This window comes from Bacillus changyiensis (assembly GCF_027706145.1).
Taxonomy (GTDB): Bacteria; Bacillota; Bacilli; order Bacillales; family Bacillaceae; genus Bacillus; species Bacillus changyiensis.
This window is the reverse complement of sequence record NZ_JAQFWW010000001.1, coordinates 663575-690558: the sequence shown is the minus strand read 5'-3', so window position 1 is coordinate 690558 and position 26984 is coordinate 663575. Positions and strand designations below refer to the sequence as shown.

Below are 26984 nucleotides of genomic sequence, written 5' to 3'. Positions count from 1 at the left end.
CATTGATAATCATTTTCATTTAGTATATAATGATGGGTTCTAGGTTGTATTGGCAGCCTGGAACCTTTATACTGAAGAGTGAGTTTGTTTGAAAGGAGACAAAAAACATGAATGAGAAACAGCGAACTGAAAGCGGACAGGTTAATCCAGCGGACAAAAAATCCGAAAAGGATTACAGCAAGTATTTTGAAGCTGTTTATATTCCGCCTTCATTAAAGGACGCAAAAAAACGTGGCAAAGAAGCCGTTGAATATCATAACGATTTTAAAATCGCAGAGCAGTACAAAGGCATTGGTGAGGGACGGAAGTTTTATATCCGCACATACGGTTGCCAGATGAATGAGCACGATACAGAAGTAATGGCTGGAATTTTTATGGCTCTTGGCTATGAACCGACCAACTCGACAGAAGATGCCAATGTCATTTTGTTAAACACATGTGCTATCCGAGAAAATGCGGAAAATAAAGTATTTGGTGAAATCGGTCATTTAAAAGCTCTAAAAAAAGATAATCCCGATTTGATTCTCGGTGTTTGTGGATGTATGTCACAAGAAGAGTCAGTTGTCAACAGAATTTTGAAAAAACATCCATTCATTGACTTGATTTTCGGTACACATAACATTCACCGCCTGCCAGAACTGTTATCAGAAGCTTATCTTTCAAAAGAAATGGTTATTGAAGTATGGTCTAAAGAGGGAGACGTTATTGAAAACCTACCAAAAGTTCGCCATGGTAAAATTAAAGCATGGGTGAACATCATGTACGGATGTGATAAATTCTGTACGTATTGTATTGTACCATACACAAGAGGGAAAGAACGCAGCAGACGTCCTGAAGAAATCATTCAGGAAGTCAGAAGGCTTGCGGCAGAAGGCTATAAAGAAATTACGCTCCTCGGACAAAACGTTAATGCTTATGGAAAAGATTTCGAGAACATAGAATACGGTCTCGGCGATTTGATGGATGAGCTCCATCAAATTGATATTCCTAGAATCCGTTTTACAACAAGCCATCCGCGTGATTTTGATGATCACTTGATCGAGGTGCTTGCAAAAGGCGGCAATCTGTTGGATCATATCCATCTTCCAGTTCAGTCTGGTAGTTCAGCAGTATTGAAGTTAATGGCGCGTAAATATGACCGTGAACGTTATCTTGAATTAGTCGCTAAGATCAAAAAAGCGATACCAAACGCTTCTTTAACAACCGATATCATTGTAGGTTTCCCTAATGAAACAGAAGAACAGTTTGAAGAAACACTTTCCTTGTATCGAGAGGTTGAGTTTGACAGTGCTTATACGTTTATTTATTCACCTCGTGAAGGTACACCGGCAGCAAAGATGAAAGATAATGTTCCAATGAGGGTTAAGAAAGAACGTCTTCAACGCTTAAATGAACTGGTCAATGAAATTTCTGCCAAGAAAATGAAGGAATATGAGGGTCAAGTTGTCGAAGTATTAGTAGAAGGTGAAAGTAAGAACAACCCTGATATTCTCGCAGGTTACACTCGAAAAAACAAGCTTGTCAACTTTAAGGGGCCAAAAGAAGCAATTGGTCAGCTTGTTCAGGTGAAAATTGATCAGGCGAAAACATGGTCGCTTGACGGAAAAATGGTAGGAGAAGCAACCGAGGTGAAATAAAATGACTCTTTACACAAAAAAAGATATTGTCACAAAGGCACGCGAACTTGCTAAAATGATGGCAGAAACAGAAGAAGTTGACTTCTTTAAAAAGGCTGAAGAACAGATTAATGAAAATAGTAAGATTACAAATATTATCAATCAAATCAAAGCCTTACAAAAGCAAGCAGTCAACTTTAAACATTATGAAAAACATGAAGCGTTAAAACAAACAGAAGCAAAAATCGATGCGCTTCAGGAAGAGCTTGATGGGATTCCGATTATCCAAGAATTTAGACAATCTCAAATGGAAGTTAACGATCTTCTTCAACTCGTTGCTCATACAATATCAAACCAAGTGACAAATGAGATCATTCAATCGACCGGAGGGAATCTTTTAACAGGAGAAACCGGTTCAAAAGTTAAAAACTCACAACCTAGCTGCTCATTGTAATTCAGCGCCTTTTAAAAGGTGCTGTTTTTTTGTGTAAATGGTATGTCTTTTTCTTTTCGCATTTTAAGTCAAGTTTATCCGCTTTTGTGCATACACTTAAACAGATTCATAATATAAGACTCTCTTTTTCATTTCTTAGGATTTAGCACATGAGACAAATGCCCAGCATAAAATAACATGATCAAAAACAAGGAGGCATGACTGAATGTCTGAATACAGGGAAATTATTACAAAAGCGGTGGTTGCGAAAGGCCGGAAATTCACCCAGTGTACTCATACAATCTCCCCTTCACAAAAGCCAACCAGTATTTTAGGGGGATGGATTATCAATCATAAGTATGACGCTGAAAAAGTCGGCAAAACGGTTGAAATTGAAGGGACCTATGATATTAATGTGTGGTATTCATATGCTGACAACACAAAAACAGAGGTTGTCACAGAACGCGTTTCATATGTTGATGTGATCAAACTCAGATATCGTGACAAAAACTACTTAGATGATGAACATGAAGTCATTGCAAAAGTGCTTCAGCAACCAAATTGTTTGGAAGTAACGATTTCTCCAAATGGAAACAAAGTCGTTGTTCAGGCAGAACGAGAGTTTTTATCTGAAGTGGTGGGTGAAACAAAAGTTGTCGTTGAAGTTAACTCTAATTGGACAGAAAGCGATGAAGAAGATGCATGGGAAGAAGAACTAGATGAAGAACTGGAGGATATCAATCCCGAGTTTTTAGTAGGAGATCCAGAAGAATAAAAGGAAGCTAGGGAAACACCGCCCTAGTTTCTTTTTTGTGTTATAATCTATTTTGGAATAAATAGAACGTAAAATACATAGTGGGGGATTTTTATGGCAGGTTACACGCCGATGATACAGCAATATTTAAAGATTAAGGCAGATTATCAGGATGCCTTTTTATTTTTTCGTCTTGGCGATTTTTACGAGATGTTTTTTGAGGATGCAAAAAAAGCATCTCAGGAACTCGAAATCACTTTAACGAGCAGAGATGGAGGAACAGATGAACGAATCCCAATGTGCGGAGTTCCTTATCATGCTTGTTCATCCTATATTGAACAGTTGATCAAAAAAGGTTATAAAGTAGCGATCTGTGAACAAGTGGAAGACCCTAAGACTGCAAAAGGAGTCGTGAAAAGGGAAGTTGTTCAGTTAATTACACCGGGAACTGTCATGGACGGTAAGGGTATCCATGAAAATGAAAACAATTTTATCGCATCGATCAGTGTGAAGCAGCACACATACGGCCTTGCGTTTTCAGATTTAACGACAGGTGAGAATCTAGTAACAACCATTGAAAATTTTGATGATGTCGTGTCAGAAATATATTCTGTCGGAGCACGGGAAATCGTTGTGGCCAGTAGCTTTAGTGATAAAAGCATCGCCATGTTAAAAGATCGCTTAGGAGCAACCATTTCTTTTGAAGACGAAATGGAAAAATCAGCTGATATTGTCAACGACTTACCAGATGATGATATGAGGCAAACTTTTCTCAGACTTTACACATATTTAAAACGCACGCAAAAAAGAAGTCTTGACCATCTTCAGAAAGTACAGCCATATCAATTGGAAGAAGCGATGAAAATCGATCTGTATTCTAAGCGCAATTTAGAATTGACTGAAACGATCCGTTCAAAAAATAAAAAAGGCTCACTTCTCTGGCTATTGGATGAGACGAAAACAGCGATGGGCAGCCGCCTTTTAAAACAATGGATTGACCGGCCATTGGTTCGGAAAAGCCAGATTGAAGAACGGCAGGAAATCGTTGAAACATTAATCACTCACTTGTTTGAACGCGAGGATTTGCGCGAACGGCTGAAAGAAGTATACGATCTTGAGCGGCTTGCTGGTCGTGTGGCTTATGGAAATGTGAATGCTAGAGATTTGATTCAATTGAAGGAATCACTAAAACAAGTTCCGGCAATCAAGCAGCTTGTCACTTCTCTTAATCATCCGAAAGCAAAAGAACGTGCAGGAAAAATTGATCCATGTAATGACTTGTTAGAGCTTTTAGAAGAAGCTCTTCATGAGGAACCACCGCTTTCTTTAAAAGAAGGAAACTTAATAAAAGACGGCTTTCACTTAAAACTTGATGAATATAGAGATGCAAGTAAAAATGGGAAGGACTGGATCGCTCAACTTGAGCAAAAGGAACGGCAATCCACTGGGATTCGCTCCTTAAAGGTCGGATTTAACAAGGTGTTTGGCTACTATATTGAAGTCACAAAAGCAAACATTCATCTTCTGGAAGAAGGACGTTATGAACGAAAACAAACGTTAACAAATGCTGAGCGTTATATTACTCCGGAATTGAAAGAAAAAGAAGCTTTGATTCTAGAAGCGGAAAACAATATTTGTGAACTGGAATATAAGCTGTTTTCCGAGCTTCGCGAGCAGGTGAAGCAATATATCCCTCGCCTGCAAACACTTGCCAAAATGATGAGTGAACTTGATGTTTTACAGTGCTTTGCAACAATTAGCGAGAATCGCCATTACGTAAAGCCGATATTTTCTGAGGACAATGTTCAAGTTGTTGATGGACGTCATCCGGTCGTTGAAAAAGTAATGGATAGCCAGTCATATGTGCCGAACAGCTGTGAAATGGGAAAAGGAAGACAAATGCTATTAATTACAGGGCCAAACATGTCGGGAAAAAGCACATATATGAGACAGATGGCTTTAATTTCAATTTTGGCGCAAATCGGCTGTTTTGTCCCTGCTAAAAAAGCAAACTTACCGATTTTTGATCAGATTTTCACGAGAATAGGTGCAGCCGATGACTTAATTTCTGGTCAAAGTACTTTTATGGTGGAGATGCTTGAAGCCAAAAATGCGATGATCCATGCAACAAAAAACAGCTTGATTTTATTTGATGAAATCGGTCGAGGTACATCAACATATGATGGAATGGCGCTCGCTCAGGCGATCATCGAATACGTTCATCACCATATCGGTGCAAAAACATTATTCTCCACCCATTATCACGAACTGACAGCACTTGAAGACAAGCTTCCAGATCTGAAAAATGTTCACGTTCGTGCAGAAGAATATGAAGGAAAAGTGGTTTTTCTCCATCAAATAAAAGAAGGAGCCGCAGACAAAAGCTATGGGATCCATGTCGCGCAACTTGCTGAACTGCCGGCCGATTTAATCAGTCGAGCCAAAACAATCTTAGCAGAGCTTGAAGCTGGTGCAAAGGAATCGACACCAGCAACAAAAGAAACTCCGACAGCAGTAGCCGAGGAAAAGCCTGCCCAGTTATCTTTCTTTGAAACGAATCAGCCTCAAAAAATGAAAGCAAAGCTGTCTAATAAAGAACAGGGCATTCTCGAGGAATTTAAAGCGATGAACCTATTGGATATGACCCCTTTACAAGTGATGAATGAATTGTACAAGCTGCAAAAAAAATTAAGATAAAGAGAGGTGAACCAACTTGGCAAAAATAGTCCAGCTTCCTGATGATTTATCAAATAAAATCGCGGCGGGTGAAGTTGTGGAAAGACCGGCATCAGTCGTGAAAGAGCTGGTCGAGAATGCAATTGATGCAAACAGTTCAGTTATTGAAATCGATGTTGAAGAGGCAGGACTTTCATCTATTCAAGTTGTTGACAATGGTGAAGGGATGGATGCGGAAGACTGCAAAACCGCATTTTTACGTCATGCAACAAGCAAAATCAAAGATGAAAACGATCTGTTCCGTGTCCGAACACTCGGATTCCGTGGAGAAGCTTTGCCAAGTATTGCATCTGTCTCACACTTAACCATCAAAACAAGCACTGGCGAAGGAGCAGGAACTCATCTCACACTTCAAGGAGGAAAAATCATTTCCGAGCAAAAATCGTCTAGCCGGAGAGGAACAGAAATTACGGTAGCCAATTTATTTTTTAATACACCGGCACGACTAAAATATATGAAAACGATCCATACTGAGCTCGGTAATATTACAGATGTTGTCAACAGAATCGCCTTGGCCCATCCAGAAGTATCTATTAGACTGCGTCACCAAGGAAAAACCTTGTTGCAAACAAATGGGAACGGGGATGTTCGCCATGTACTGGCAGCAATTTATGGAACAGCGGTTGCTAAAAAAATGCTTCCGCTTCATGCTAGTTCCCTTGATTTTGAAGTGAAGGGCTATATAGCGCTTCCTGAAATCACCCGAGCATCACGAAATTATATGTCATCTGTTGTGAATGGTAGATATATTAAAAATTTCCCCCTTGTAAAGGCCATTCACGAAGGCTACCATACATTATTGCCGATCGGACGGCACCCGATCACTTTTATTGAAATCAATATGGATCCGCTCCTTGTCGATGTCAATGTACATCCGTCTAAACTTGAAGTGCGGTTGAGCAAGGAGACCGAGCTCCACGAATTAATTCGCGATGCAATCAAAAATGTATTCAAACAGCAGCAACTCATCCCAAGTGTGCAAACGCCGAAACCTCCAGCGCCTTCATTTGTGAAGCCTGAACAGCAAAAAATGAATTTTGACAATGCTCCTGATCGAAAAGTTGAACTAGAACAAGCTTCATCACCTTCTTTTTCGGGAATTGTAAAGGAGGCGCCACCTTCACAGGAGAAAGTGGGAAATCTTCCTCGGCAAGATGTAAGGTCTGAACCAGAGGTCATTGAAGACATGGTGGAAGATCCATATGAAGCACCATCGGACAATAAGTTTGAGCATGACGAAGAAACAGTGACAGCAAAAGAACGTGTTCCGATCATGTACCCGATTGGTCAAATGCACGGCACCTACATCCTGGCGCAAAACGAAAACGGACTGTACATTATTGACCAACATGCTGCACAGGAGCGAATTAAATATGAATATTTTCGGGAAAAAGTTGGAGAAATCGAACCAGAAGTTCAGGATCTGCTTGTACCGCTGACTTTCCATTATTCAAAAAATGAAGCAATGATCATTGAAGACCATTTCGAAGACTTGGCTAAAGTTGGCGTTTTTCTCGAATCATTCGGCGCCGGCAGCTATATCGTCCGAAGTCATCCGACGTGGTTTCCGATGGGTGAGGAAGCGATGATTATTGAAGATATCATTCAACAGGTTCTCGATAACCGAAACATCGATATCAAAAAACTTCGCGAAGAAGCGGCCATTATGATGAGCTGTAAAGGCTCAATCAAAGCGAACCGCCATTTGCGTGATGATGAAATCAGCGCTCTGCTCGACGAGCTGCGCCGAACAACCGACCCTTTCACATGCCCGCATGGCCGCCCAATTATCATTCATTATTCGACTTATGAGATGGAGAAGATGTTTAAACGCGTGATGTAGCAAGGATTAAAAGGGTGGGTGAATGGTCTTGCCCACCCTTTTTGTATTTTTCAACACGCAAGACACTTTCTGTTTTATGTTTTGATTGTGGTGTGCAAAGACGTAAATAAAAATTGAGGCGCTATGGAGGTAATAAAGGAGGCGCTTTCTGTGTAAAGAGGGCAGATATCAATTTTAATTTTGAAATTTAATAACTGATTTTATATGTTTAGTTAAGTTTGGAATATCTTCAATACCTTTTTTCACAAAGTGACCTGTACTCTTCTTCTGTAAAATAATCTTTCTCAGTACTTCCTCTGTTTTGTTCAAAAAACTGTTTTTGCATTTCAAATATTTTTTTGGAGCTATCACATAATTTTTCACTTTTTTTGCTATGAAGCTCTGAAATAAGGTCCATTCTAGATTGCCTTTAAAAGATTCAATACACTATTTTTTTAGTCTGCATTTTCTTCAAACCTATGATAGTACATTGGATACACTTCATCAATATGTAAAAAAGATCGTTTGCGGCTGTCTTCAACTCGTTTGTTTGCTCTCTGTCGAATGTGTTAATTTTTTCAAGTGTGTCGTGTTCATCTTCTTTCAGGGCTTGTTTCTGATGCTTATCAAACTCACTATCGTCCAGCTCGGGTAAATCGACAATATGTTTGACTTTTTTGATGACGTCATTCGTTGAGGAAACTATGCTTTTTGTTTCCCTGTCACCTTCATTTAAACCGTCTTCAAGGTCGTTCTCAAGAAATTGTTGTGAGATTAATCCATCATCATGAGATTCTAGTAATTCTAACGATTTTTTGATTTTCTTGAGTGAAGATGTGTATTCTTCGATAAACAAATCATAGAAACGCAAAAAAGGGGTGTGACACTCCTCGTAAAAATTGCGAATCGCCTCACCGCCTTTTCCCTTTAAAGTGTCATCTAAAGATACAATACCGTCAACGCTTTTTTTAATTTTGGCGATTTCTTTAGATTGAACTTTTAATCGTCAAGCGTTTTATCAATTCCTTCACGCAACGCTTTAACATCAAGAGTTTTTATTCCATTCTTCTCATCTTTAAAGTAAGTAACTAATATAAAAGTTTACCACTCTTTTTATAAATGTTGTGGGATGAAGAGACATATGTAAGCAAATAAGTCTTTTGGATTGGGATATTATTCCTTTTATCATCGGTTGAAATTTTAGAGATTTCTAACGTATTATCATCAAGTAATGACGAGTGTTCATGTGGAAAAATAAAAAGAGGAGAAATACATGGATTCAATGCTAAATCATTCATTAATAGGATCTATATGAGTAGAGACGGTCGAATTTCAAAAACAAAAAGATGAATCATTGTTTATCAAATCAAAGAACGTTTTCCAATTACATACTATGATAAAACATTTTATAAACTCCCATTTTAGTCCAGTCAGAAATTATCAAATGATTATAAAATAGATAGACAATAAAAGAAAAGGGAGACTGTTATATGTATCGAGATATAAAATGTCCTTATTGTGGTGTATGTTTTAGTGTATGTTGTTGTGTTAAAACAATAGGCGTTCCTGGAAGAAGGGGGAGAAGAGGACCAACAGGGCCAACAGGGCCAACAGGACCAACAGGACCAACAGGACCACCTGCGCAGGCATGCTGTCCGTGTAATAATTTACTTGCCAATCCAGGTTTTGACTTATCTCCTGTTGGTGCTCCCCCAGTATCTTGGACGTCAAATTTTGCAGAAGTTGTTAATTTTCCAGATTCCCATAGTGGTCGTTTTGTTGGTAGCCCAACAACTCCAACCGTACAATCAGTTAGAATTCTTGGACTAAACCCTAATCCTCCTGTGGGGGAAGTGGCAACACCGGGATTTATAAATCAAGTGGTGCCAGTTTCAGAAGGGTGTTGTTATACGCTAACTTTTGCAGGAAATGCAAGGGCACAGGGAATTCTTGTTGCATCGGTTTCTTTTCCGCCTCAGCCATGTCCACCTTTAATTACAGTAACAGGGACTGCAGGAGGACCAGTTACAACTAATCCTATTTTCACAAACGATATACCGCACATTATTGCACAATCAAACCAACCACAAAGTGTTTTTCAAAATTATGAATTAGTTGTTTGTGCCCCTCCAGGAGCCACAACTGCTTGTATCACTTTTCAAAATATAGGTAATCCCGCGGCAGGTTCAGCAGTGCTTGTTGACAATGTTGTATTTAATCCAACAGGTGGTCCATGCCCAACATGTACACAGAACTTTTAATATATAAAGGAAGTTGGAAATGAATAAGAAAAAATGTGGTTGCGGTAGATCTATTTTAAGAGAAGACTGGGAAAATAAGTGTCCTGGAATTGTACTAGACAGTCCAAAAATTCGACGAAATAATACAGTAATTGGTAAAGTAACATGCAATGGAGTACCTTTAAAAGATGTAAGAGTTGCATTAAACAGTTCCTTAAATAAAGATATTTTTAGTTCTAATCATGTAATTACAAATGAAGTTGGGATATTTTCAACAAAAATCTTAGGGTTACCTGATAATAAAAAAAATATTAAAATTAGCGCAACAATTAAATCAAATGGATCAACAATCACAGTATCACAGTTTATAACTTAAGGAGTAGAGGGTATCTTACTCCTTTTTCTTGCTTTCAGAGTGGAATGAAATACCGGTTTTATTGTCAAATCCACATCCTTTCAAATGATGAGAGTTTTTTTATTGCCGAAAGACGGGCATTTTGAAATTAACCATAAATAGTTCAAGTCCATAATAATTTCTGAGCATAATGCATTTCCAATTTGTTCAAAAACAGTGATGCTTACTCATACAATTTTCAGTTGTCTCTCCGTAATTATTTGAAAATCAAAAGAAAGACGACATATGATGAAACAAAGGTCTCTTTCCAGCAGGCTAAAATCCCCTTAAGTTCTATCTCTATAAAATAAATTCTTCTTCCAATTTCACAGGTTCAATTTCTCTCAAGACCTCTTTTGAAAGCCTCTAAATGATTTAGTGATGCGTTGCGTAATTGAGTAAAAATTGTTCTTGCATCTGCTGGAATATCAAAAGTTAGAAACTTGTTATACATGGCGATATTATCAATTTCCCCTTGTACTCCAGAAGCATATGCATCCTTAAGGGTTACTGGTGTAGTGACATATAATTGAGAGGTGTCTTTAGGTATTTGTACCTGGTATCGTTCAAAAAAAGCAAGTAATGCATTGATATGCCGTAATTCGGCTTCTTTAATTTGGACAAAGGTTCGAATATTCCCGAAGTTTCTTAGAATTTCATTGTATCTTGCTTGAGCTAAGTACTCATCCTGAATGGCAAAGGTAAGCATTTGAGATAAGGTGAGCCTATCGGCATTTAAAGCACCTTTTGCCCCATAATTAACTTGACGTGTTTGTTGTGTAGACGATGTATTTAAAAAAAATAAGAACCATACAGCATGATTTTGTTCATCAGCTGCTGCACGTTGAAAAATCTTTTTAATTGACTGATTTTGTATTCGGTCTGCTAAATCCAAATAAAAATCGACTGTCTCCTGCTCATCTTTAAAAGCAGACTCTAGGCTGGTTCTATACTTTTTAGGACATCCTTCTGTGATTATGGGGATTGGCTTTTTACCTGTCAGGTTAGTGAAAATTGTGCTAAACTCTTCAAAATGTCGTTGCTCATCTTGTCTAATTTCATGTATTTGTTTTCTTATATCTTCTGTGGGGGCATTTTCGGCTATTTGCTTATAGCAGAGAATGGCGCTATGCTCTCCGTTAATTGCCTTGTGGATGTCATTAATTAGTTTTCTGTCAGGCGGCATACGAAAAGCATCACTTCTATTGCTTATATAAGGATTATAAACAGGATAAGGGTACACCAATTTCACCGTCCTATTTGCGGTATTTAGTAATGTAGCATATGCCTAATACAACAATGAGTGCATGTATATGTGTCTAACCATTATTCCAGTATATATAAGATCTCTTTTGTCTATGATGTTTTTAGACGATACAATAAGTTGGTGAAATCTATGAGTGAACATATTGAAGTAATCCTTCGATCGATTCTTGCCTTTTGTATTTTATTGGTAGGATCAAGATTGTTGGGGAAACAAACAATTTCACAAATGAATATCTTTGATTTTATTGCATCAATTACATTAGGCGCTATTACTGCAAATCTGGCTTTTAATACCTCTCTTAAAATTCATCACATGGTACTGGCTTTTTTTATCTTTGTTTTTGTGATCTTAGCTACTGCGTATATATCTCTTTGGAGTCAAAAAGGCCGCAAATTTTTTGCCGGTGATCCAACTGTTGTGATTCAAAATGGAAAAGTTCTTGAACACAACATGCGAAAAATGCGTTATACAATTGATTATTTGAATCAACAACTTAGAGAAAAGAATGTATTCAAAATCGAAGAAGTACTCTATGCCATTGTGGAAACAAATGGAACCTTAACAGTATTAAAAAAACCACAATTCAGAAATGTGACAAAAAAGGATTTGTGGGTTGCCACTACGACAGAAGGAAAGCTCCCGATTGAATTAATCATGGATGGAAAAATAAAGAATGAAAACTTGAAAGATAATCAACTTTCTCAGGCATGGTTACAATCTGGGTTGAAAAAGCGTGGTCTATCCACAGATGAAGTGTTTTATGCAGTATTATCACCTGATGGAAATATCTATATAGATACATATGAAGATCATATACATTCTTCTTTTGATAAAGAATAAGTGAATTCAGCATTCTATAAATGCAAAATCTTTTTCGATAAGTGACAACATGCCACTGCCAACAAGCAAAGTTTCATTGAGAAAATATTAGGAGTGAAATTTAATAGCCCATGAATAAAAGGGAATCAGAATCGAATATATTTATTTCAGAAGGCATCGTCTGCATGGCAGTTTGGAAGAACCTATGATATTTCTTTTCTTTAATTTGCATGTCTTAGTACCGATATAATGATTAAGTAGAATTGAAAGAGTGATGCCAATTGTTATCCTTAGGAGATATCATAATAATAGAATTCGAAAACGAAAATCAAGAAGATGTCATTGCGAAAAGCAAAGTGTCATCCATTGAAGAAAATGTTTTAAGAGTACAATATCCTGTTAATGAAGAAACGGGAAGGACTGTTATTATTCCAACAAATACAATTGCCACGATTCATTTTGTAAATAAAAAACGAGTCCCGTATAAGTTTACTAGTGTCATACAAGGACGAGAGATCCATTCCAATATCCATGTTTTAACTATGTATTTACCTGAAGAAGATCAAATGACAAAAATTCAAAGGCGGCAATTTTTTAGAGTAAATGCAACGCTTCCTGTCACTGTTCGTCCACATGGATCTGGCTCAATATTTAAAACATATACAGCAAATATTAGCGCTGGAGGTGCTGCATTATTCATTGAAGACACACAAAAACACGAACCAGAAAAAGACTTGAATTTAAGTATCTCTCTACCAAATGAGGAGCATGATGAAACTATGATTAGCGTTCATGCCCAAGTCAAACGCACTTATCTTGATCGTAGAACAAACAAACAGATCATGACAGTTGAATTTATCATGATGAATGAGCATGATAAACAAATATTTGTTCAATATTGCATAAAATGCCAATTGTTAGAAAAAAGAAAGCTTAAATCTGAATCTGAATGAAATGTTATTTTTGCTATTGTCTAGATGGGATAGCCTACGGTGTCTTTGTTCAAGATAGAGAATGTTAACCCTCCAAAGATTGAGGAAGACGGTGATCTGTCACAGATCCTCTTATGTCAATGGAGGGTCTTTCTTTACCATAATATGGAGTTATATGAAGGCATGACTACAATAGAAGTGCAGATTTTTTGACCTTTCAAAATGCTAGATCGAAAGGGAATGAATGTTCAAGAAGGGTTTTTAATTTATTGAGAATGAAACAGGATGTAATTCTTTGACGAAATAAAATCTTATAGTGTTGAAGAGATCTTCTTTATCTCAATGGATGGTGTGAGTGGCTTAGCCACACTTTTCAATATTTCCGCATATAGCAGATCAAGGACCAGCATTTCAATGGTAATGTTACCATTGAAAGTGCTGGCCAGTTATGTAAATGATGATTGAGGAAGAAAGGCGTCGTCAACTGTCATGTAAGCCGGTTTTGAACAGAAGTAAAAAGAGATCGCTCATGAGTAAAACGATAAGAGCAGGCAATAGTGGTGCTAAACAAATCCACTGATGAATAAGTACACAAAACTGAATAAAAAAATCAAGATCCCTATCAGAACATTATACTTTTGAAGCGAGTTCTTATCGTCATTTTTTGAGATAAGAATGAACCCAACTGATAAATAGATAATAAACATACCAATTTCAAACTTAAACAAAAGAGCAATAACAGCTCCAAATACAAGTGCCACTCCAAGGAAAATCTTCAAAAGTGGATTCAAAATATACCTCCTCTTTAGTAAATTCAGTTATAAATTTACAAAAAAACGCATCACTTCCAGTATAGCGCAAAGAAAACGCCATTGCTTCCTCTAGCCAATCATTATTCAAGATATTCTTCTGTTATAAACTTCTGAAAGGTGAACCTGGATAACAATCATTTCAAGGCAAATGAACGCCAACTCTTTTACGAGGAGGCTGGTCATTCAAGCCTATTAGAAGCCTTAACAAACTGTGAAAAAGTAGCCATTGGCGAATTGTTGACCAACTTTGCTGACACCAAAAAGAGGTTTCTGACAATATACTAAAAAAGCACCAACTAATCATGTTTTAGTTATTTGTAAATTTGTATTATACTGTAATTAAAAATGAGTGAATAAAGGGGTGTTTACATATGGAAGTAAAATCGGTGACTTTACAAACGAAATGTATCAAAGAGATGAGAAAGTTTTATGTAGAAAAATTCGGATTTCCTTTACTTAAAGCAGATAAAGATAGCATTCAAATTGTAATTGGTTCAAGTACGTTAAAGTTTACATCAGAAAATATAGAAGGTAAGCCTTATTACCATTTTGCTTTTAACATTCCAGCTAATCAATTTGCTGAAGCAAAATCATGGGTTAAGGAAAAAGTTAGCTTAAATATTGAAGATGGAGATGATGAAATATATTTCTCAGGTTCAGATGCACACTCACTTTATTTTTATGATCCTGCAGGTAATATAGTTGAGTTCATTTCTAGACATTCTATCTCTAGAAAAAGAATGGAACCTTTCTCTATTGAGTCCGTTCTAAATATTAGTGAAATAGGTCTGATTGTTGATGATGCAATAGATGTAGGTAAAAGGCTAATGGATATCGGAATTTATGAACGAGAAAATCAGCCTTTAAGCCCAACCTCACTTCATTTTATGGGAGATGCTTCAAAAGGGATATTCATTTTACTTACTCAACCAGGAAGAAGGTGGATTTTTTCTGATAAAGTATCTGCTATATATCCTCTGGAGATTATAACGATCAATAACAATAGAATTATAATGAACTCAAATAAACAGTTAGAGGTGTACAAGACAAGCTATAAGTAAGGACTTTGTCCTGCATGTTGTCTTCGCATCACTTTGGACAATCTATTTGACCTAAACCATCAAACTGAACCTTTTGAAATGTCCGAGGACAATTATACACCTCTACTAAATAGAAATTGTTTCGGTCACAAATACGAATAGCTTCCTATGGTATAACCTCTTCAGTGAAATAATCCAGTATCATACATCCCGCTCCCTGTGCTACGATATTGTAAGCTGCAGTTGACTTAATAATCTGAACATGACGATTTGGAAATTGCATGAGTCGCTTTTGTGCTGTTTCAGAGGCTACTTCATAAAAAAGAGGTTTTGGAACTAAGGTTCCTCCACAGATCACAATATCTGGGCGCAAAAGGAAGATCAAATTACTAAGACCGATACCAAAAAAATAAGCTGCTTCCTCAACGACTTCAAGACAAAGAGGGTCTTCTTTCTCTATTGCATTTAAAATATGGTGAAAATCTATATCTTCTACATCCTGAATGTTATCTTCAAGTAATGAAACGTGACCACGCTTCATCCGCCGAACGACTTCATCGCGAATAGCTGGCAAACTGCTATAGGCCTGTAGACAACCATATGACCCGCATGAGCAACGTCGGCCATGCAGATCAATTATGGTGTGTCCAAAGGCATCACCCGTTTCATTTTTGTTATGAACCAATCTGCCTTGAAAAATTGTACTGTAACGAATCCCCATATCACTAGAGACAAAAACTACATTATCTGTTTCTTTCCAATAGTTATTACGGTATTCTGCTAATGCTGCCAAATTTGTTCCATTATCAAGCAGTACAAGGGTATTATTTTTCTGTCTTAAATAGTCGACAATATTTAAGTTATCCCATCCCTCTGCAGGAAAAGAATGAGGATTTGTGATGACTTCCCGTTCTTGGTCAATAGGATTCAAAACGCCGATACCAATTCCTAGCAATTTCTCCCTTTGAATGTTGTGTTTCGCTAATAATTCATCGATGCATTGGGATACAAAATTTAACGTGTACTCTCCTGTACATGTTGAATCCATTTTTAATTTTTCAACGGCTAAAATATTTAATTTCAGATCGAGAAGCAATACTGTCGTGTATAAATTGGTCATTTCCACGCCAACTAAATAATAAGTGTTAGGATTGATCACGTACATCAATGGTTTCCTTCCGCCACTTGATTCCCCAATCCCACTATCATAGATCAGTCCTTCTTCTACAAGTTCATCGAGTAGACGTGCACAAGTCACATGTTTGTAGCCAGTTAGTTCAGTAAGTGTGTTAATCCTTACAGGCCCAAACTTGCGAACCAAGCTATATAAAAGTTTTAGTTTTTTTGTCTTTGGCGATGTTAGCCCCACAAATTCGTTTAGCATGATATTTCCTCCGAAGGCTCTTCATTTCATTATATTTATTTTATCTGATTTATTTAAAAAGATGAAGCCAAATTATCCTGATCTTTTATTTATTTATAAAAAAAGTTAACCATTTAAAGAGGTTTATTTTGTTTATCACTTGTTAATTATACATACTTTTTATAAAAATGAAATTTAGTTATTTACAATCATCTGTTTTGCCTGTTAAACTAGTCTTAACAAATTGTTATGAATTTCGCAGTTTGTCTAATTAAGGAGGAGTTAGAATGCACAAATACCAAGAAATTTTAGAAGCTAGAGATTTTATAATGAATAAGACTGCTCATCGTCCAACGATTGGAATGATTTTAGGATCAGGTTTAGGACCTCTTGCTGAAGAAATTGTAAGCCCTTTCAAGATTCCTTATCATGAGATTCCGCACTTTGCGAAGTCTGAAGCAATTGGACATGCAAACGAATTAGTCATAGGAGAATTAAAGGGAAAAACGGTAGTGGTGATGAAAGGGCGTTTTCATTATTATGAAGGCTTTACCTTGGATGAAGTAACTTTTCCAGTACGTGTGATGAAGGCACTGGGTGTAGAGAATTTGATTATTACTAATGCATGCGGTGCTATTAATACAAGTTTTAATCCAGGAGATTTAATGTTAATTACTGATCATCTTAATTTAGTTGCTACAAATCCATTGATTGGTCCTAATGATGATAAATTGGGAACCCGTTTCCCAGACGTTTCTGAAGTTTATCATCACGGTTTACGAAATATTGCCTCTACTGTAGCGAAAGAACAAAATATCACATTACAACAGGGTGTATATGCTTGGTGGAGCGGACCGACATACGAAACCCCAGCTGAGATTCGGATGATTCGCACATTCGGAGCGGATGCTGTTGGTATGTCAACAGTCCCAGAGGCAATTGTTGCTGTTCATGGAGGTATGAAAGTTCTTGGTATTTCCTGTTTAACTAATATGGCATGCGGGATTCTTGATCAACCATTAAGTCATGATGAAGTAATTGAGGTAGCTGCTACAGTAAGAGAGAAATTTATTAAATTAGTAAAAGAATCTATTGCAAGAATGTAAGATAAGATGAGGTCTCAGGCGATTGACACCTTGTTGGCTGTTGCAAATCCATAATGTGCGATCCGTTTCCAGAGAGAGCTCACGTGTTGACAATCGTCATTTGTTACAGTTACATGTTTCAATTACATTATCCTAACTGTTTAAGTCTCTGATTTTTATGATCGACAAATCCACTATTATGCTAAAGATCAGGAGGAAGAAATGAATACAAAATTACGTCTTCGAATTATGTTTTTTCTTCAGTTTTTCATTTGGGGATCTTGGCTTGTAACAATTGGATCTTATATGATCAACACGTTGCATTTTACTGGAGCACAAGTCGGGCTTGTTTTTAGCTCAAAAGGAATTGCTGCAATTCTTATGCCAAGTATGACAGGGATTATTGCGGATCGCTGGATAAAAGCAAATCAATTATACGGGATTTGCCACTTTTTTGGAGCTGTCGCATTATTTGTAGCTGCACAGATTTCAGATCCTATCATCATGTTTTGGGTTATGCTTTTTAATGCAATCGTTTACATGCCAACAATTGCTTTATCTAATGTCATCTCTTACGTTTCTTTAGAAAAAACAGGGCTTGATACAGAAAAAGACTTCCCGCCTGTTCGTGTTTTTGGAACAGTTGGTTTTATTCTTGCTATGTGGACGATTAGTTTTTTGAAGCTTGAATTGAGCAACGTTCAGTTATATGTTGCTTCTGGTGCTTCACTCTTACTTGCATTGTATTCATTGACACTTCAAGATTGTCCAACATCAAAAGCGAAGAAAGATAAGTCACTCGTTAGTCTTTTAGGCATTGATGCTTTTATATTATTTAAACAAAAGAAAATGGCGATCTTTTTCCTTTTTGCGATGCTGTTAGGAGCTGCACTCCAGATTACGAATACTTTTGGAAATCCATTTCTACATGATTTTGCATTGGATCCACAATATAAAGATAGTCTTGTTGTTAAATATCCGGCTGTTTTATTATCAATATCACAGATTTCAGAAGTATTCTTTATCCTTGCCATCCCATTTTTCTTACGTAAATTCGGAATAAAAAAGGTCATGTTGATCAGTATGGTGGCATGGACTTTACGTTTTACATTCTTCGCTTATGGAAACCCGTCTAGTGGGGGATTTATTTTATTATTATTATCAATGATAGTGTACGGTTGTGCATTTGACTTTTTTAATATTTCTGGGGCGATTTTTGTAGAAAAGGAAGTGGATCATCGAATACGTGCGAGTGCACAAGGTTTATTCATGACAATGGTTAATGGAATAGGTGCCTATGTAGGTGCTATTATGAGTGGGAAGGTCGTGGATTATTTCACTGTAGACGGTGTGAAGGATTGGCAAAGTATTTGGTTAGTATTTGGAGCATATACGCTCATTCTCGCCGTTGTTTTTGCAGTAAGTTTTAAATATAAACATGATCATAATGAAATGAAGAAAGTAACAATAGGTCATTGAAAACTAGAAGTAGTAAGGAGAAAGATCAGGTGGGATTATGAAAGGGATTATATATATCATCTTAGGAGCTTGTAGCTATGGAGTTTTATCTACGATTGTAAAATTAGCTTATAAAGCTGGGTTTATCGTGAATGATGTTGTTGGAATTCAAATGTTCTTGGGGGCGTTTATGTTGTGGGGAGGGGTGCTTTTTAGTCATAAAAAGCGTTTAATCACAAATAAGTATGTAAAGCCGACCAAAAAAGAAATTTTTCTGTTAACTGTGGTTGGATCTACAACAGGATTAACAGGAATGTTTTATTACCTTTCCCTTCAATACATTTCTGCGTCATTAGCAATTGTCCTTCTATTTCAATTTACATGGATGGGCGTGTTCATTGAGGCGCTTATCAATCGAAGGATTCCAGAGAAAGGGAAGTTACTCTCGTTAATTCCTTTATTTATCGGAACACTCTGTGCGACCAATATCTTTTCAACAGGTGTAAGACATGTGCATTTGTTAGGGTTTTTATTTGGACTCTTGGCAGCCATGTCATATACGATCTTTATTCTACTCAGTGGAAAGGTTGCCGTTCAAGTAAATCCTATGATAAAAACAGCACTTATGATTTCCGGTGGCTTTACAGTCTGTACAATCATTTTACCTCCTACATTCTTTGCTAATGGAAAACTATTAGTAGAATTGTCTCTACAATTTGGAATTTACTTAGCTTTTTTTGGTCCTTTTCTTTCAACATTGCTGTTTTCTAAAGGTGTTCCACTAGTTGGTTCTGGTTTGGCATCTATTTTGGGAGCATTAGAGCTTCCTACAGCGGTTATAATGTCTATGTTTGTGCTAAAAGAACATGTAGGTGCTTCCCAATTTGTAGGTATACTTCTCATTTTAGTAGGTATTTGTCTTCCTAGATTATTGAAAAAGAAAATTTTGATTGAGAATGCAAGTACAGCGAATAAAAATTTTTAAATATTTTAAGTTTTGGGGTCCTATTCTTGACTATTCATTTTGAAACACCATAGATATTCCTTCTATGGTGTTTTACTTGTTTAAAGCCTTATGGATAATATTTCTCATGATTATTTGTTTTTGAGAATAGAAGATCCCTTTGTTGCTAAACTCCAAATTCACAACATGGAGGAGTGAAGTGAAATGAACAAAAGCTTCTTACCGATTGGTATTATTTTAGTAAGTCTTATCGTCATGATTATTGCGTTTCCGAATTTGCCACATGAATTACCTATTCACTGGTCAAACGCTGAACCTGATCAATATGTTGATTAAACATGGGCTATCTTGTTAATGCCTTTTCTTATGTTCGTTTCGCATATGTTATTCCATAAAAATAACATGACCATATTAAATAAAATCAATATGATGATGCTAAGTTTTTTATTTATTATACACTTGGTCATTATAGCTTTTGGCTTTGGTACTTGGATTTTTTATCATCATTGTGGGTCATCCTATGAAAAAAACAAAACCTAATCATGCGTATGGACCTGAGGACACCGTGGACATTAAAAGATGAAAGAGTGTGGAAACAGGCAAACCGTTTTGGAACAAAGTTGTTTGTTGTCTTGGGCTATTTCATAACAGGGTTATCTATTGTTATACCTGAGTATATAACAATTGTTATCATTGGTTTGCTATTGGTGGGCGCATTAACAGCAGTTTATGCTTCATATACAATCTATAAGAAACTAAATAGTTAATGAATGCAACTAGGGAAAATAGGCACAGATGAGATGAGTCGCTGTTTCAGAGCATGTGGAGGAGCAGCACGACCTGAATTGATTATATTGATTACAAAAAGAAGCCAACTTGAAGGCTTCTTTTTGCAACTTTACCAGCTATTTTAGTTTTGTCAAAATGATGAGTAGGAAGGATCAACAAGTCGATTAGTGTCCTTATCATTCAGGTTTTCAGGACAATTTTTCACAACAGCCGACTTGGATTGAGGTGCAACACAAACTTTATTACGTCCAGTCCTTTTTGCTTGATATAAAGCCTTATCGGCCATTTCAACTAACGTAGAAGAATTGTTTGCAGTATCACTAGTGCAAGCAACACCGATGGAGACTGTAATCGGAATTTTTTCTCCGTAACTAAGTGGAAATACATGGTTTTCAACAGAAGACCTGATTCGTTCACTAATTTCAAGGGCTCGGTTTAAGGGACAATCTAAGAGCAACACCGTGAACTCTTCTCCACCATTTCGACTCACAATATCAAATGATCTAATCGTATATTTAAGAATATGTCCAAGTTCTTTTAAAACGATATCACCTTGTTTATGTCCATAAGTATCATTTACTTTTTTGAAAAAGTCGATATCAATATAGAGTAAACATAGCTTTTCACCCTTGTTTTCTAAGTTTTCCCATTGAGAATTTAAAATTTCATTAAATCTTCTAACATTATTTAATCCGGTTAGTCCATCTGTAAATGACTCTATTTTATATTGATTAAATAGTTTTTGAGTTTTTCTTAAATACTCCAACATATAAAATGAAAAGAAGCCTGATAGGTATGAAATGACCCAATATGAAGGGAGTAAGTGACTTAATAGTTTTATATCTTTCAATAGGAACGAAAAAACAACCGATAATATGATGTTTGCTAGTGTCAGTGTCGTAAATATTTTCATTCTTTTTGAAAAGTTCACGTTTGCAATCCATATAGAAACAAATGTACTTAATAATAAATAAATAACAGCGGCAAATGAAGATCCATTGACACTAAATAACAAGCGACCTAGCATGATAAAAATCATGGCTATCAACGCGGGAAGACTACCGCCATAAAATGCAAGTAAAACGATTGGGATATGTCTAAGATCAACCATCGTTTCATCGATATGAATACTATATTGCATTAAAATATTCCCCAATAATCCTCCTAACAACCCTAAAAATAGACGTGTTTTAAATGGGGAATTCCGATTAATTGGCGATGTATTCGTAAATTGAGTATACAAAAAAATACAGGAACAAAGCATGGCTAAGTTAATTATCAAATCTTTTATGAACATTATCATATTTATCACCATTTTTCACAATAACACAAAATCTTTTCAAATGTAACCATTATATTTTTCTATAAAACGTGGATGAAATGGAACGACCACTGTAGGGATCAAAATTAATAAATCTAATTGTTTGTTAAACTTATCGAACAATTAGAGTGGAGAATATACGGAATTTAAAATAATTATGCTATAATTTTCTTTGTCAAAAAGCATATCGGGAAATTTTTCCTCACAGTTACATTGCTTGCCTTAAAAAGGAGGCCGAACACAAGAAAGGATTGGATCGCATTGAAAGATGCTTATCGAAACATCATGGTTTTACTTCTCTGTTTGACGGCAGGAATAGTAGATGTGATTGGTTATTTAAGTATAGGTCATGTATTTACCGCAAATATGACTGGGAATATCATTTTTTTAGGATTAGCGATCGGTCATTCACTCCAAAAAAGAGTGATGTACTCACTTACTGCATTATTGAGCTTTATCATCGGTGTAGTGATCGCAGCGATTATTGTTTGGAAGCAAGAAAAATCATTGTGGCCTTTTGCCATAACCAAAACACTTGCTGTTGAAGGGTTTGTTTTGCTGCTCTTTGCCTGTCTGTCCCTATTCCATCCTTCCCCACATCTTTTAATCATGTTGCTTAGTATTGCAATGGGTCTTCAAACTATTGTTGCAAGAAAGCTCAATATTGCGGGTATTTCCACTACTGTTTTGACTGGAACGCTTGCTTCTTTTTTCGAAGATATTATGAAGCGTTTTTGTAGCAATACGAACCAAAAAAACTTTCAATTAGATGCATGGTTACGTGCTTTTGCGATTGTGTTGTATTGTCTTGGCGCCATTATCGCTGCATTTACTAAACCCGCTTATCCATTTGTAGCAATTTGGCTCCCGATTTTGATCATTTTTGGGATGATTATTATCACTGAAATCATGTTTCAAGTTGAAAAAAAGCATGAAAAAAAACATTTTTTTAAGTCTAAATCTATGTAGTGTAAAAACGGATCATAACGATGGAAAAAAACCCCGGTCTTAGGGGACCGGGGTGACAAAAATTGTCTAATAGATTCAGTTAAGATGTTAGTAATGCTTTTTAAAATCGAAATACTTACAATAGTAATACTTCTTGTCATGATCATAATCATAATATTTTTTATCGTAATCATAATCATAGTCATAGTGTTTTTTGCAAGGATCGAAATACACCTTTTTACACTTGAAGTAATAATAATCATCATGTTTTTTATGGTGGTCATAATAGTATTCCATAAAACTTTCCCTCCTTATATTTTAGTCAATTTCATAGTATGTAATTTAAATGAAACAGTTTGTATGATTGTTACGTATATGAAAAAGAGGCGATTTACTAGAGTTCACATGGGGGGAGGATGATGGCCACGGATCGAAAAGTTGATATTTTTCAGTTCAATGGATTGACAATTGAATATTCAGTGCTAGGCGATGGTGAACCTGTACTTGTGATGCATGGTGGACATTCAAATTGCTATGAAGAGTTTGGCTATCAAGCGCTATATGAAAAAGGTTTTTTATTGATTACGCCTTCGCGAGCGGGCTATGGCCAGACATCTAAAGAAATCGGGGACACTTTGCGGAGTGCTTGTCATTATTATTTGGCATTACTGGATCACTTAAAAATAGACAAAGTTCATGTGCTGGCCATGTCAGCAGGAGGACCAAGTGCTATTTATTTCGCTTCAACATATCCAGCCAGAGTAAAATCATTGATTTTACAAAGTGCTGTGACAAAAAAATGGCTAACAAAGGAAGACATTGAATATAAGATCGGAAAAAGCTTGTTTCATCCGTTTGCTGAAAAGGTCGTTTGGAAATTGATTTCATTACTAAGCAATCGATATCCAAAATGGATGTTTAAAAAAATGATCCCTTCATTTAGCAGTCTGCCTCTTGAACAAGTGATGGTTAAAGTGAAAAATAAAGATATTGAAGAGTTACGAAAAATGAATAATAGACAGCGCTCAGGCCATGGCTTTTTAATTGATTTAAAAAGCATTGCTGAGCTATCAGTTCATCACTTAAAGTCGATTTCTTGCCCTGTTTTGATTATGCACTGTCCTCACGATCGAGTGGTTCCGCTTGACCATGCTAATCATGCCAATCAATATCTACCTAATTCTAAGATTTATCAGGTAGATGCATGGGGACATTTGATATGGCTAGGAACTGGAGCTAACTCAGTTGCAGATAAGGTGATCAGCTTTTTTAATTCGCTAAAATAAATTTATTTTGTAGTATGATAATGTTTTCAGGTGGTAGGGTAACTTATATACTAAAATAAGGAGGACAACGCATGCTTATCGTTACAACAGATGCAATAGTAGGAAAAAACATTCAAGAAGTAAAAGGACTCGTTACAGGAAGTATTGTACAGTCCCGAAACATCGGAAAAGATATCCTTTCAGGATTCAAATCGGTGATTGGTGGGGAATTAAAAAGTTATACAGGTATGCTTGAAGACTCAAAGAAAATGGTGAAGGAACGTTTAATTGAACAAGCAGAAGCTGCTGGCGCAAATGCCATCGTTGGACTAAGGTTCGAGCTTTCAGCAGGCCAAGGTACTTCTGAATTAATTGGATATGGAACGGCCGTCATCGTCGATTAATCACAACTCCCCCATACAATACCTATGGGGGAGTATTCATTAAATCATTTTGGCTCTGACTGTTCTGCCTGATTATTCTTATTAATGAAGTGAGGGTATTTCTTATAGATGATCACCATAATGATCAGCATGTACACACCGTAGATTGCAAATGATATCAGTTTATGTTCATTGAAATTAGCACCAGCAATGGAGATAACGAACACATTCGGAATTTTTCCCAGTGTTGAAGCAACAAAAAAGATGAGCCACTTGACTTTGCTTAATCCACAGACAATGTTCATGACAACGGAAGGAATAACAGGGATCAGCCTTCCTAAAAGTACGGCTGTGAAAGCATTTTGATTAAAATAGCCTTCATATTCATTCATTTTAGGATATTTCAGCATTTTTTTCTCTGCCCAATCTCTAAACCCATAACGAGCAAGAAAAAATAGCATCATCGTTCCTAGCATTGATCCTGATAAAGTGATCAATGCCCCATTGATGATTCCAAAGACAGCTCCATTTAATCCAGCAATCACGGCAAACGGAACAATGGGAAAAAACACGCAGACCGCCACAATCAGGCAGCTAAATATGATAGAATATATGCCTCCCGTTCTGACTAATTCTAGCCATGACTCTTTTTGAGAAAAACCGATCACAATGATCATAATGACCGAAAGAATGCTTAACCATTTTTTTGTCATAGTTGCTGTTTCTGCCTTTCTTTTTTAAATGTTTAGCAATGTGTTTTCTAAATAGGTGAAAATCTCGTCAGTTTTTGATAAATTGCAATTACTAAGGATAATGAGTACCTTCTTTTGATTGATATATCTGTTGATCGTGCTGTAAAAACCGTGGATTTCGCCTTCATGCCATAATTTATATGTGTTTTGTTTATTAATAAACCATCCATACCCGATCGAATTGTTTTGTATAAGGTTTAACACAGGGCCTTGTTTTTGATAAGCTGACCTTTTGAGACAGGTGTAAAGGGTGTCTCTCAGTACGCTTTTCGTTAACAGTTTTTCAGTATAAAGAGCGCGATCCCATAAATACAAATCCTCGACTGTTGAGAAGAGCCCACTTTCTCCATGACCGTATATAGTAGGTGCTTTAATGACTGCCTGATTCATACATATGTACCCAACAGTTGGAGCAATATCTGCCGGTGAAGTGAAAAAACCGGAATTATTCATGCCTAACGGTTTAAATATTAACTTTTGAATGACATTTGGGTAAGAGTCTTTAGTAACAATTTCCAATATTTTGGAAAGAAGGATGTAGCCCGAATTGCTATAATTAAATTTCTCGCCAGGATTGAACTCGAGTGGCTTGTCAATAAAACGCGTAATGAGTTGATCAATCGGTGTAAGCTCTAATTCAATATCGAGCAACTCTTCTGTTAAAAAATCAGGAATACCTGAAGTGTGGCTTAACAAGTGTTTGATCAGGATCTTGTCCCCATTTGGATAGTCATTTAAATATATTTCAAGGGGGTCAGATATGTCAATCAGACCTTTTTCATGAAGTTGCATAATAGCCATTGCTGTAAACTGTTTTGTTAATGAAGCAATTTGAAAGCGAGTATCCGCTTTATTTTTGACTTTATCCTTGTAATTAGAGTATCCATAGCCTTTGGATAAAATAATGCCACTTTGATCAGCTAAAAGAATACTACCATGAAAACAATGGTTGGACGCCCGTTTCTCCAGATAGGTATCCAGCTGTTCTGTTGTGTATGTCAATAGAACCAGTCCTCTCAGAATCTACCTAGAATATAATGAAAAAGGAAATGAAATAAAATCATAACAACATAACTTTATAAAAGTTTTTTTATGTTTACTATAAAACGGGCTATAATTTAAGCTAATTTTAAAAAACAAAGCCAGTGAAGTATTTTTCTTCACTGGCTTTGTATCATGTTCAAACCTTTAACAACCCTCTAAATTTGTGGTAGATCTTTAGCTTTTTCCGCGGCTTGTAGATCCATACGAATTTGTTCCGAGAGGTTGGTCGGATGATAATAACCTTTAGAAATCATATAATTGGTAATTTGTTCATGGGTGTCAATGGCGTCATTTAAATATTGTTTTAATGTTTCACGTACTTCTGGAGAGGAAGTTTCGGTAATGGCAACAGCGATATTTTTTACCCCTGACTTGGCAGAGATGAGAAAATCAGTTGCGACTACTTGTTCGGTCAATGCTCCCATCCCTGTCATGTTTTGGATGAAATCATTCACAGTGTTTCACTCCTAACCGTTAAAAGACCTTGTAAATGTTCAATCTGTTGTTTTGTTTGAGATGCATCCCGCTGTAAAATATCTCTAAGCTCTTGATCTTTTACCAGACCACTCATCGTTGCAGACTTTGTCAAGCAAAGATTTTTAAACATTAACAGCTCATGAAGTTCCAGGGTTTCATGAATAGCATTGTTCAAGCATCAACACTCCTGTTCATATAGTTTTCTTCTGTTTCATTCATATTTTCATGATTTCAAGCTAGATTTATTCAATTGATTTATTGGAACAATTA

At 36.4% G+C, this 26984-nt stretch carries 26 protein-coding genes and 1 pseudogene; 18 read left to right on the top strand and 9 right to left on the bottom strand.

Features of this window, described 5'->3' with window-relative positions:
* Positions 1–107 precede the first annotated feature (107 nt).
* From miaB to mutL, 5 genes are all read left to right on the top strand, one after another.
* The gene (miaB, locus tag PDT38_RS03670) at positions 108–1637 is read left to right on the top strand and encodes a tRNA (N6-isopentenyl adenosine(37)-C2)-methylthiotransferase MiaB (protein WP_270799087.1); all 1530 of its coding nucleotides are present in this window, start codon (positions 108–110) and stop codon (positions 1635–1637) included.
* Position 1638: 1 nt separating this feature from the next.
* Positions 1639–2070: a RicAFT regulatory complex protein RicA family protein gene (locus PDT38_RS03665; RefSeq protein WP_270799086.1), complete on the top strand. Its 432-nt coding sequence runs from the start codon at positions 1639–1641 to the stop codon at positions 2068–2070.
* A gap of 205 nt (positions 2071–2275) precedes the next feature.
* Entirely contained in the window at positions 2276–2824 is a 549-nt protein-coding gene (cotE, locus tag PDT38_RS03660) for an outer spore coat protein CotE (protein WP_172294989.1), read from the top strand.
* Positions 2825–2917: 93 nt separating this feature from the next.
* Entirely contained in the window at positions 2918–5500 is a 2583-nt protein-coding gene (mutS, locus tag PDT38_RS03655; protein ID WP_270799085.1) for a DNA mismatch repair protein MutS, read from the top strand.
* Between the two features lie 16 nt (positions 5501–5516).
* On the top strand, positions 5517–7382 hold the full coding sequence (gene mutL / locus PDT38_RS03650; RefSeq protein ID WP_270799084.1) for a DNA mismatch repair endonuclease MutL: 1866 nt from the start codon (positions 5517–5519) through the stop codon (positions 7380–7382).
* Between the two features lie 436 nt (positions 7383–7818).
* Here mutL and PDT38_RS03645 read toward each other — a convergent pair.
* Positions 7819–8420: pseudogene (locus tag PDT38_RS03645) on the bottom strand (T7SS effector LXG polymorphic toxin); the annotation flags it as partial.
* A 431-nt stretch (positions 8421–8851) separates the two neighbouring features.
* Between PDT38_RS03645 and PDT38_RS03640 the strand changes: the two are divergent.
* Complete coding sequence (locus PDT38_RS03640; protein ID WP_270799083.1) at positions 8852–9622, top strand: collagen-like protein; 771 nt, start codon at positions 8852–8854, stop codon at positions 9620–9622.
* A gap of 19 nt (positions 9623–9641) precedes the next feature.
* Positions 9642–9977 (top strand): transthyretin-like family protein, encoded by a 336-nt coding sequence (locus PDT38_RS03635; protein WP_270799081.1) that lies wholly within the window; start codon positions 9642–9644, stop codon positions 9975–9977.
* Positions 9978–10329: 352 nt separating this feature from the next.
* Here the strand turns inward: PDT38_RS03635 and PDT38_RS03630 are convergent, their stop codons facing one another.
* Complete coding sequence (locus PDT38_RS03630; protein WP_270800117.1) at positions 10330–11181, bottom strand: ferritin family protein; 852 nt, start codon at positions 11179–11181, stop codon at positions 10330–10332.
* A gap of 210 nt (positions 11182–11391) precedes the next feature.
* Between PDT38_RS03630 and PDT38_RS03625 the strand changes: the two genes are divergently transcribed.
* Positions 11392–12102, top strand: coding sequence for a DUF421 domain-containing protein (locus PDT38_RS03625; protein WP_270799080.1), 711 nt, complete (start codon positions 11392–11394; stop codon positions 12100–12102).
* A gap of 260 nt (positions 12103–12362) precedes the next feature.
* Positions 12363–13034 carry a flagellar brake protein gene (locus tag PDT38_RS03620; RefSeq protein WP_270799078.1) on the top strand — a complete coding sequence of 224 codons (672 nt, stop codon included), beginning with the start codon at positions 12363–12365 and terminating at the stop codon, positions 13032–13034.
* Positions 13035–13576: 542 nt separating this feature from the next.
* Here the strand turns inward: PDT38_RS03620 and PDT38_RS03615 are convergent.
* Positions 13577–13804 (bottom strand): hypothetical protein, encoded by a 228-nt coding sequence (locus PDT38_RS03615; protein ID WP_270799077.1) that lies wholly within the window; start codon positions 13802–13804, stop codon positions 13577–13579.
* Between the two features lie 392 nt (positions 13805–14196).
* Here PDT38_RS03615 and PDT38_RS03610 point away from each other — a divergent pair, with 392 nt between their 5' ends.
* Entirely contained in the window at positions 14197–14886 is a 690-nt protein-coding gene (locus PDT38_RS03610; protein ID WP_270799075.1) for a VOC family protein, read from the top strand.
* Between the two features lie 145 nt (positions 14887–15031).
* Here PDT38_RS03610 and PDT38_RS03605 read toward each other — a convergent pair whose 3' ends face one another.
* Positions 15032–16249, bottom strand: a complete 1218-nt coding sequence (locus tag PDT38_RS03605; protein ID WP_270799073.1) for an ROK family protein — start codon at positions 16247–16249, stop codon at positions 15032–15034.
* 266 nt (positions 16250–16515) lie between these two features.
* Here PDT38_RS03605 and PDT38_RS03600 point away from each other — a divergent pair, with 266 nt between their 5' ends.
* The 5 genes from PDT38_RS03600 (at position 16516) to PDT38_RS03580 (ending at position 20502) form a co-directional block, all read left to right on the top strand.
* Complete coding sequence (locus PDT38_RS03600; protein ID WP_270799072.1) at positions 16516–17334, top strand: purine-nucleoside phosphorylase; 819 nt, start codon at positions 16516–16518, stop codon at positions 17332–17334.
* Positions 17335–17535: 201 nt separating this feature from the next.
* A complete protein-coding gene (locus tag PDT38_RS03595; RefSeq protein ID WP_270799071.1) occupies positions 17536–18792 on the top strand; it encodes a nucleoside permease in 1257 nt (418 codons plus the stop codon).
* Between the two features lie 37 nt (positions 18793–18829).
* A complete protein-coding gene (locus tag PDT38_RS03590) occupies positions 18830–19756 on the top strand; it encodes an EamA family transporter (RefSeq protein ID WP_270799069.1) in 927 nt (308 codons plus the stop codon).
* 183 nt (positions 19757–19939) lie between these two features.
* Positions 19940–20071, top strand: a complete 132-nt coding sequence (locus PDT38_RS03585; protein ID WP_270799068.1) for a DUF1648 domain-containing protein — start codon at positions 19940–19942, stop codon at positions 20069–20071.
* 206 nt (positions 20072–20277) lie between these two features.
* The gene (locus tag PDT38_RS03580) at positions 20278–20502 is read left to right on the top strand and encodes an SdpI family protein (protein ID WP_317134943.1); all 225 of its coding nucleotides are present in this window, start codon (positions 20278–20280) and stop codon (positions 20500–20502) included.
* Positions 20503–20654: 152 nt separating this feature from the next.
* Here the strand turns inward: PDT38_RS03580 and PDT38_RS03575 are convergent, their stop codons facing one another.
* The gene (locus PDT38_RS03575; protein WP_270800114.1) at positions 20655–21788 is read right to left on the bottom strand and encodes a GGDEF domain-containing protein; all 1134 of its coding nucleotides are present in this window, start codon (positions 21786–21788) and stop codon (positions 20655–20657) included.
* A gap of 342 nt (positions 21789–22130) precedes the next feature.
* On the opposite strand from PDT38_RS03575, the gene PDT38_RS03570 reads away from it, so the two are divergent.
* The 3 genes from PDT38_RS03570 (at position 22131) to PDT38_RS03560 (ending at position 24462) form a co-directional block, all read left to right on the top strand.
* On the top strand, positions 22131–22814 hold the full coding sequence (locus PDT38_RS03570; RefSeq protein WP_270800113.1) for a YoaK family protein: 684 nt from the start codon (positions 22131–22133) through the stop codon (positions 22812–22814).
* A 395-nt stretch (positions 22815–23209) separates the two neighbouring features.
* Positions 23210–24079, top strand: a complete 870-nt coding sequence (locus PDT38_RS03565; RefSeq protein WP_394356212.1) for an alpha/beta fold hydrolase — start codon at positions 23210–23212, stop codon at positions 24077–24079.
* Between the two features lie 71 nt (positions 24080–24150).
* Complete coding sequence (locus PDT38_RS03560; protein ID WP_172295031.1) at positions 24151–24462, top strand: YbjQ family protein; 312 nt, start codon at positions 24151–24153, stop codon at positions 24460–24462.
* Between the two features lie 44 nt (positions 24463–24506).
* On the opposite strand, the gene PDT38_RS03555 is transcribed toward PDT38_RS03560, so the two are convergent.
* From PDT38_RS03555 to PDT38_RS03540, 4 genes are all read right to left on the bottom strand, one after another.
* Positions 24507–25154: a TVP38/TMEM64 family protein gene (locus PDT38_RS03555; RefSeq protein WP_270799063.1), complete on the bottom strand. Its 648-nt coding sequence runs from the start codon at positions 25152–25154 to the stop codon at positions 24507–24509.
* A gap of 24 nt (positions 25155–25178) precedes the next feature.
* A complete protein-coding gene (locus PDT38_RS03550) occupies positions 25179–26195 on the bottom strand; it encodes a serine hydrolase domain-containing protein (RefSeq protein WP_270799061.1) in 1017 nt (338 codons plus the stop codon).
* 197 nt (positions 26196–26392) lie between these two features.
* Positions 26393–26692, bottom strand: a complete 300-nt coding sequence (locus tag PDT38_RS03545) for a spore coat protein (RefSeq protein ID WP_172295037.1) — start codon at positions 26690–26692, stop codon at positions 26393–26395.
* Positions 26689–26889 carry a hypothetical protein gene (locus tag PDT38_RS03540; protein WP_270799059.1) on the bottom strand — a complete coding sequence of 67 codons (201 nt, stop codon included), beginning with the start codon at positions 26887–26889 and terminating at the stop codon, positions 26689–26691. Before PDT38_RS03540 ends, PDT38_RS03545 begins: the two co-directional genes overlap by 4 nt.
* Between the last annotated feature and the right edge of the window lie 95 nt (positions 26890–26984).

What these genes read in the sequence shown, in the direction of transcription:
- miaB (WP_270799087.1), top strand. Translation starts at nt 108, where the DNA reads ATGAATGAGAAACAGCGAACTGAAAGCGGACAGGTTAATCCAGCGGAC.
- PDT38_RS03665 (WP_270799086.1), top strand. Translation starts at nt 1,639, where the DNA reads ATGACTCTTTACACAAAAAAAGATATTGTCACAAAGGCACGCGAACTT.
- cotE (WP_172294989.1), top strand. Translation starts at nt 2,276, where the DNA reads ATGTCTGAATACAGGGAAATTATTACAAAAGCGGTGGTTGCGAAAGGC.
- mutS (WP_270799085.1), top strand. Translation starts at nt 2,918, where the DNA reads ATGGCAGGTTACACGCCGATGATACAGCAATATTTAAAGATTAAGGCA.
- PDT38_RS03640 (WP_270799083.1), top strand. Translation starts at nt 8,852, where the DNA reads ATGTATCGAGATATAAAATGTCCTTATTGTGGTGTATGTTTTAGTGTA.
- PDT38_RS03635 (WP_270799081.1), top strand. Translation starts at nt 9,642, where the DNA reads ATGAATAAGAAAAAATGTGGTTGCGGTAGATCTATTTTAAGAGAAGAC.
- PDT38_RS03630 (WP_270800117.1), bottom strand. Translation starts at nt 11,181, where the DNA reads ATGCCGCCTGACAGAAAACTAATTAATGACATCCACAAGGCAATTAAC.
- PDT38_RS03625 (WP_270799080.1), top strand. Translation starts at nt 11,392, where the DNA reads ATGAGTGAACATATTGAAGTAATCCTTCGATCGATTCTTGCCTTTTGT.
- PDT38_RS03610 (WP_270799075.1), top strand. Translation starts at nt 14,197, where the DNA reads ATGGAAGTAAAATCGGTGACTTTACAAACGAAATGTATCAAAGAGATG.
- PDT38_RS03605 (WP_270799073.1), bottom strand. Translation starts at nt 16,249, where the DNA reads ATGCTAAACGAATTTGTGGGGCTAACATCGCCAAAGACAAAAAAACTA.
- PDT38_RS03600 (WP_270799072.1), top strand. Translation starts at nt 16,516, where the DNA reads ATGCACAAATACCAAGAAATTTTAGAAGCTAGAGATTTTATAATGAAT.
- PDT38_RS03595 (WP_270799071.1), top strand. Translation starts at nt 17,536, where the DNA reads ATGAATACAAAATTACGTCTTCGAATTATGTTTTTTCTTCAGTTTTTC.
- PDT38_RS03590 (WP_270799069.1), top strand. Translation starts at nt 18,830, where the DNA reads ATGAAAGGGATTATATATATCATCTTAGGAGCTTGTAGCTATGGAGTT.
- PDT38_RS03585 (WP_270799068.1), top strand. Translation starts at nt 19,940, where the DNA reads ATGAACAAAAGCTTCTTACCGATTGGTATTATTTTAGTAAGTCTTATC.
- PDT38_RS03580 (WP_317134943.1), top strand. Translation starts at nt 20,278, where the DNA reads ATGCGTATGGACCTGAGGACACCGTGGACATTAAAAGATGAAAGAGTG.
- PDT38_RS03575 (WP_270800114.1), bottom strand. Translation starts at nt 21,788, where the DNA reads ATGCTTTGTTCCTGTATTTTTTTGTATACTCAATTTACGAATACATCG.
- PDT38_RS03570 (WP_270800113.1), top strand. Translation starts at nt 22,131, where the DNA reads ATGGTTTTACTTCTCTGTTTGACGGCAGGAATAGTAGATGTGATTGGT.
- PDT38_RS03565 (WP_394356212.1), top strand. Translation starts at nt 23,210, where the DNA reads ATGATGGCCACGGATCGAAAAGTTGATATTTTTCAGTTCAATGGATTG.
- PDT38_RS03560 (WP_172295031.1), top strand. Translation starts at nt 24,151, where the DNA reads ATGCTTATCGTTACAACAGATGCAATAGTAGGAAAAAACATTCAAGAA.
- PDT38_RS03555 (WP_270799063.1), bottom strand. Translation starts at nt 25,154, where the DNA reads ATGACAAAAAAATGGTTAAGCATTCTTTCGGTCATTATGATCATTGTG.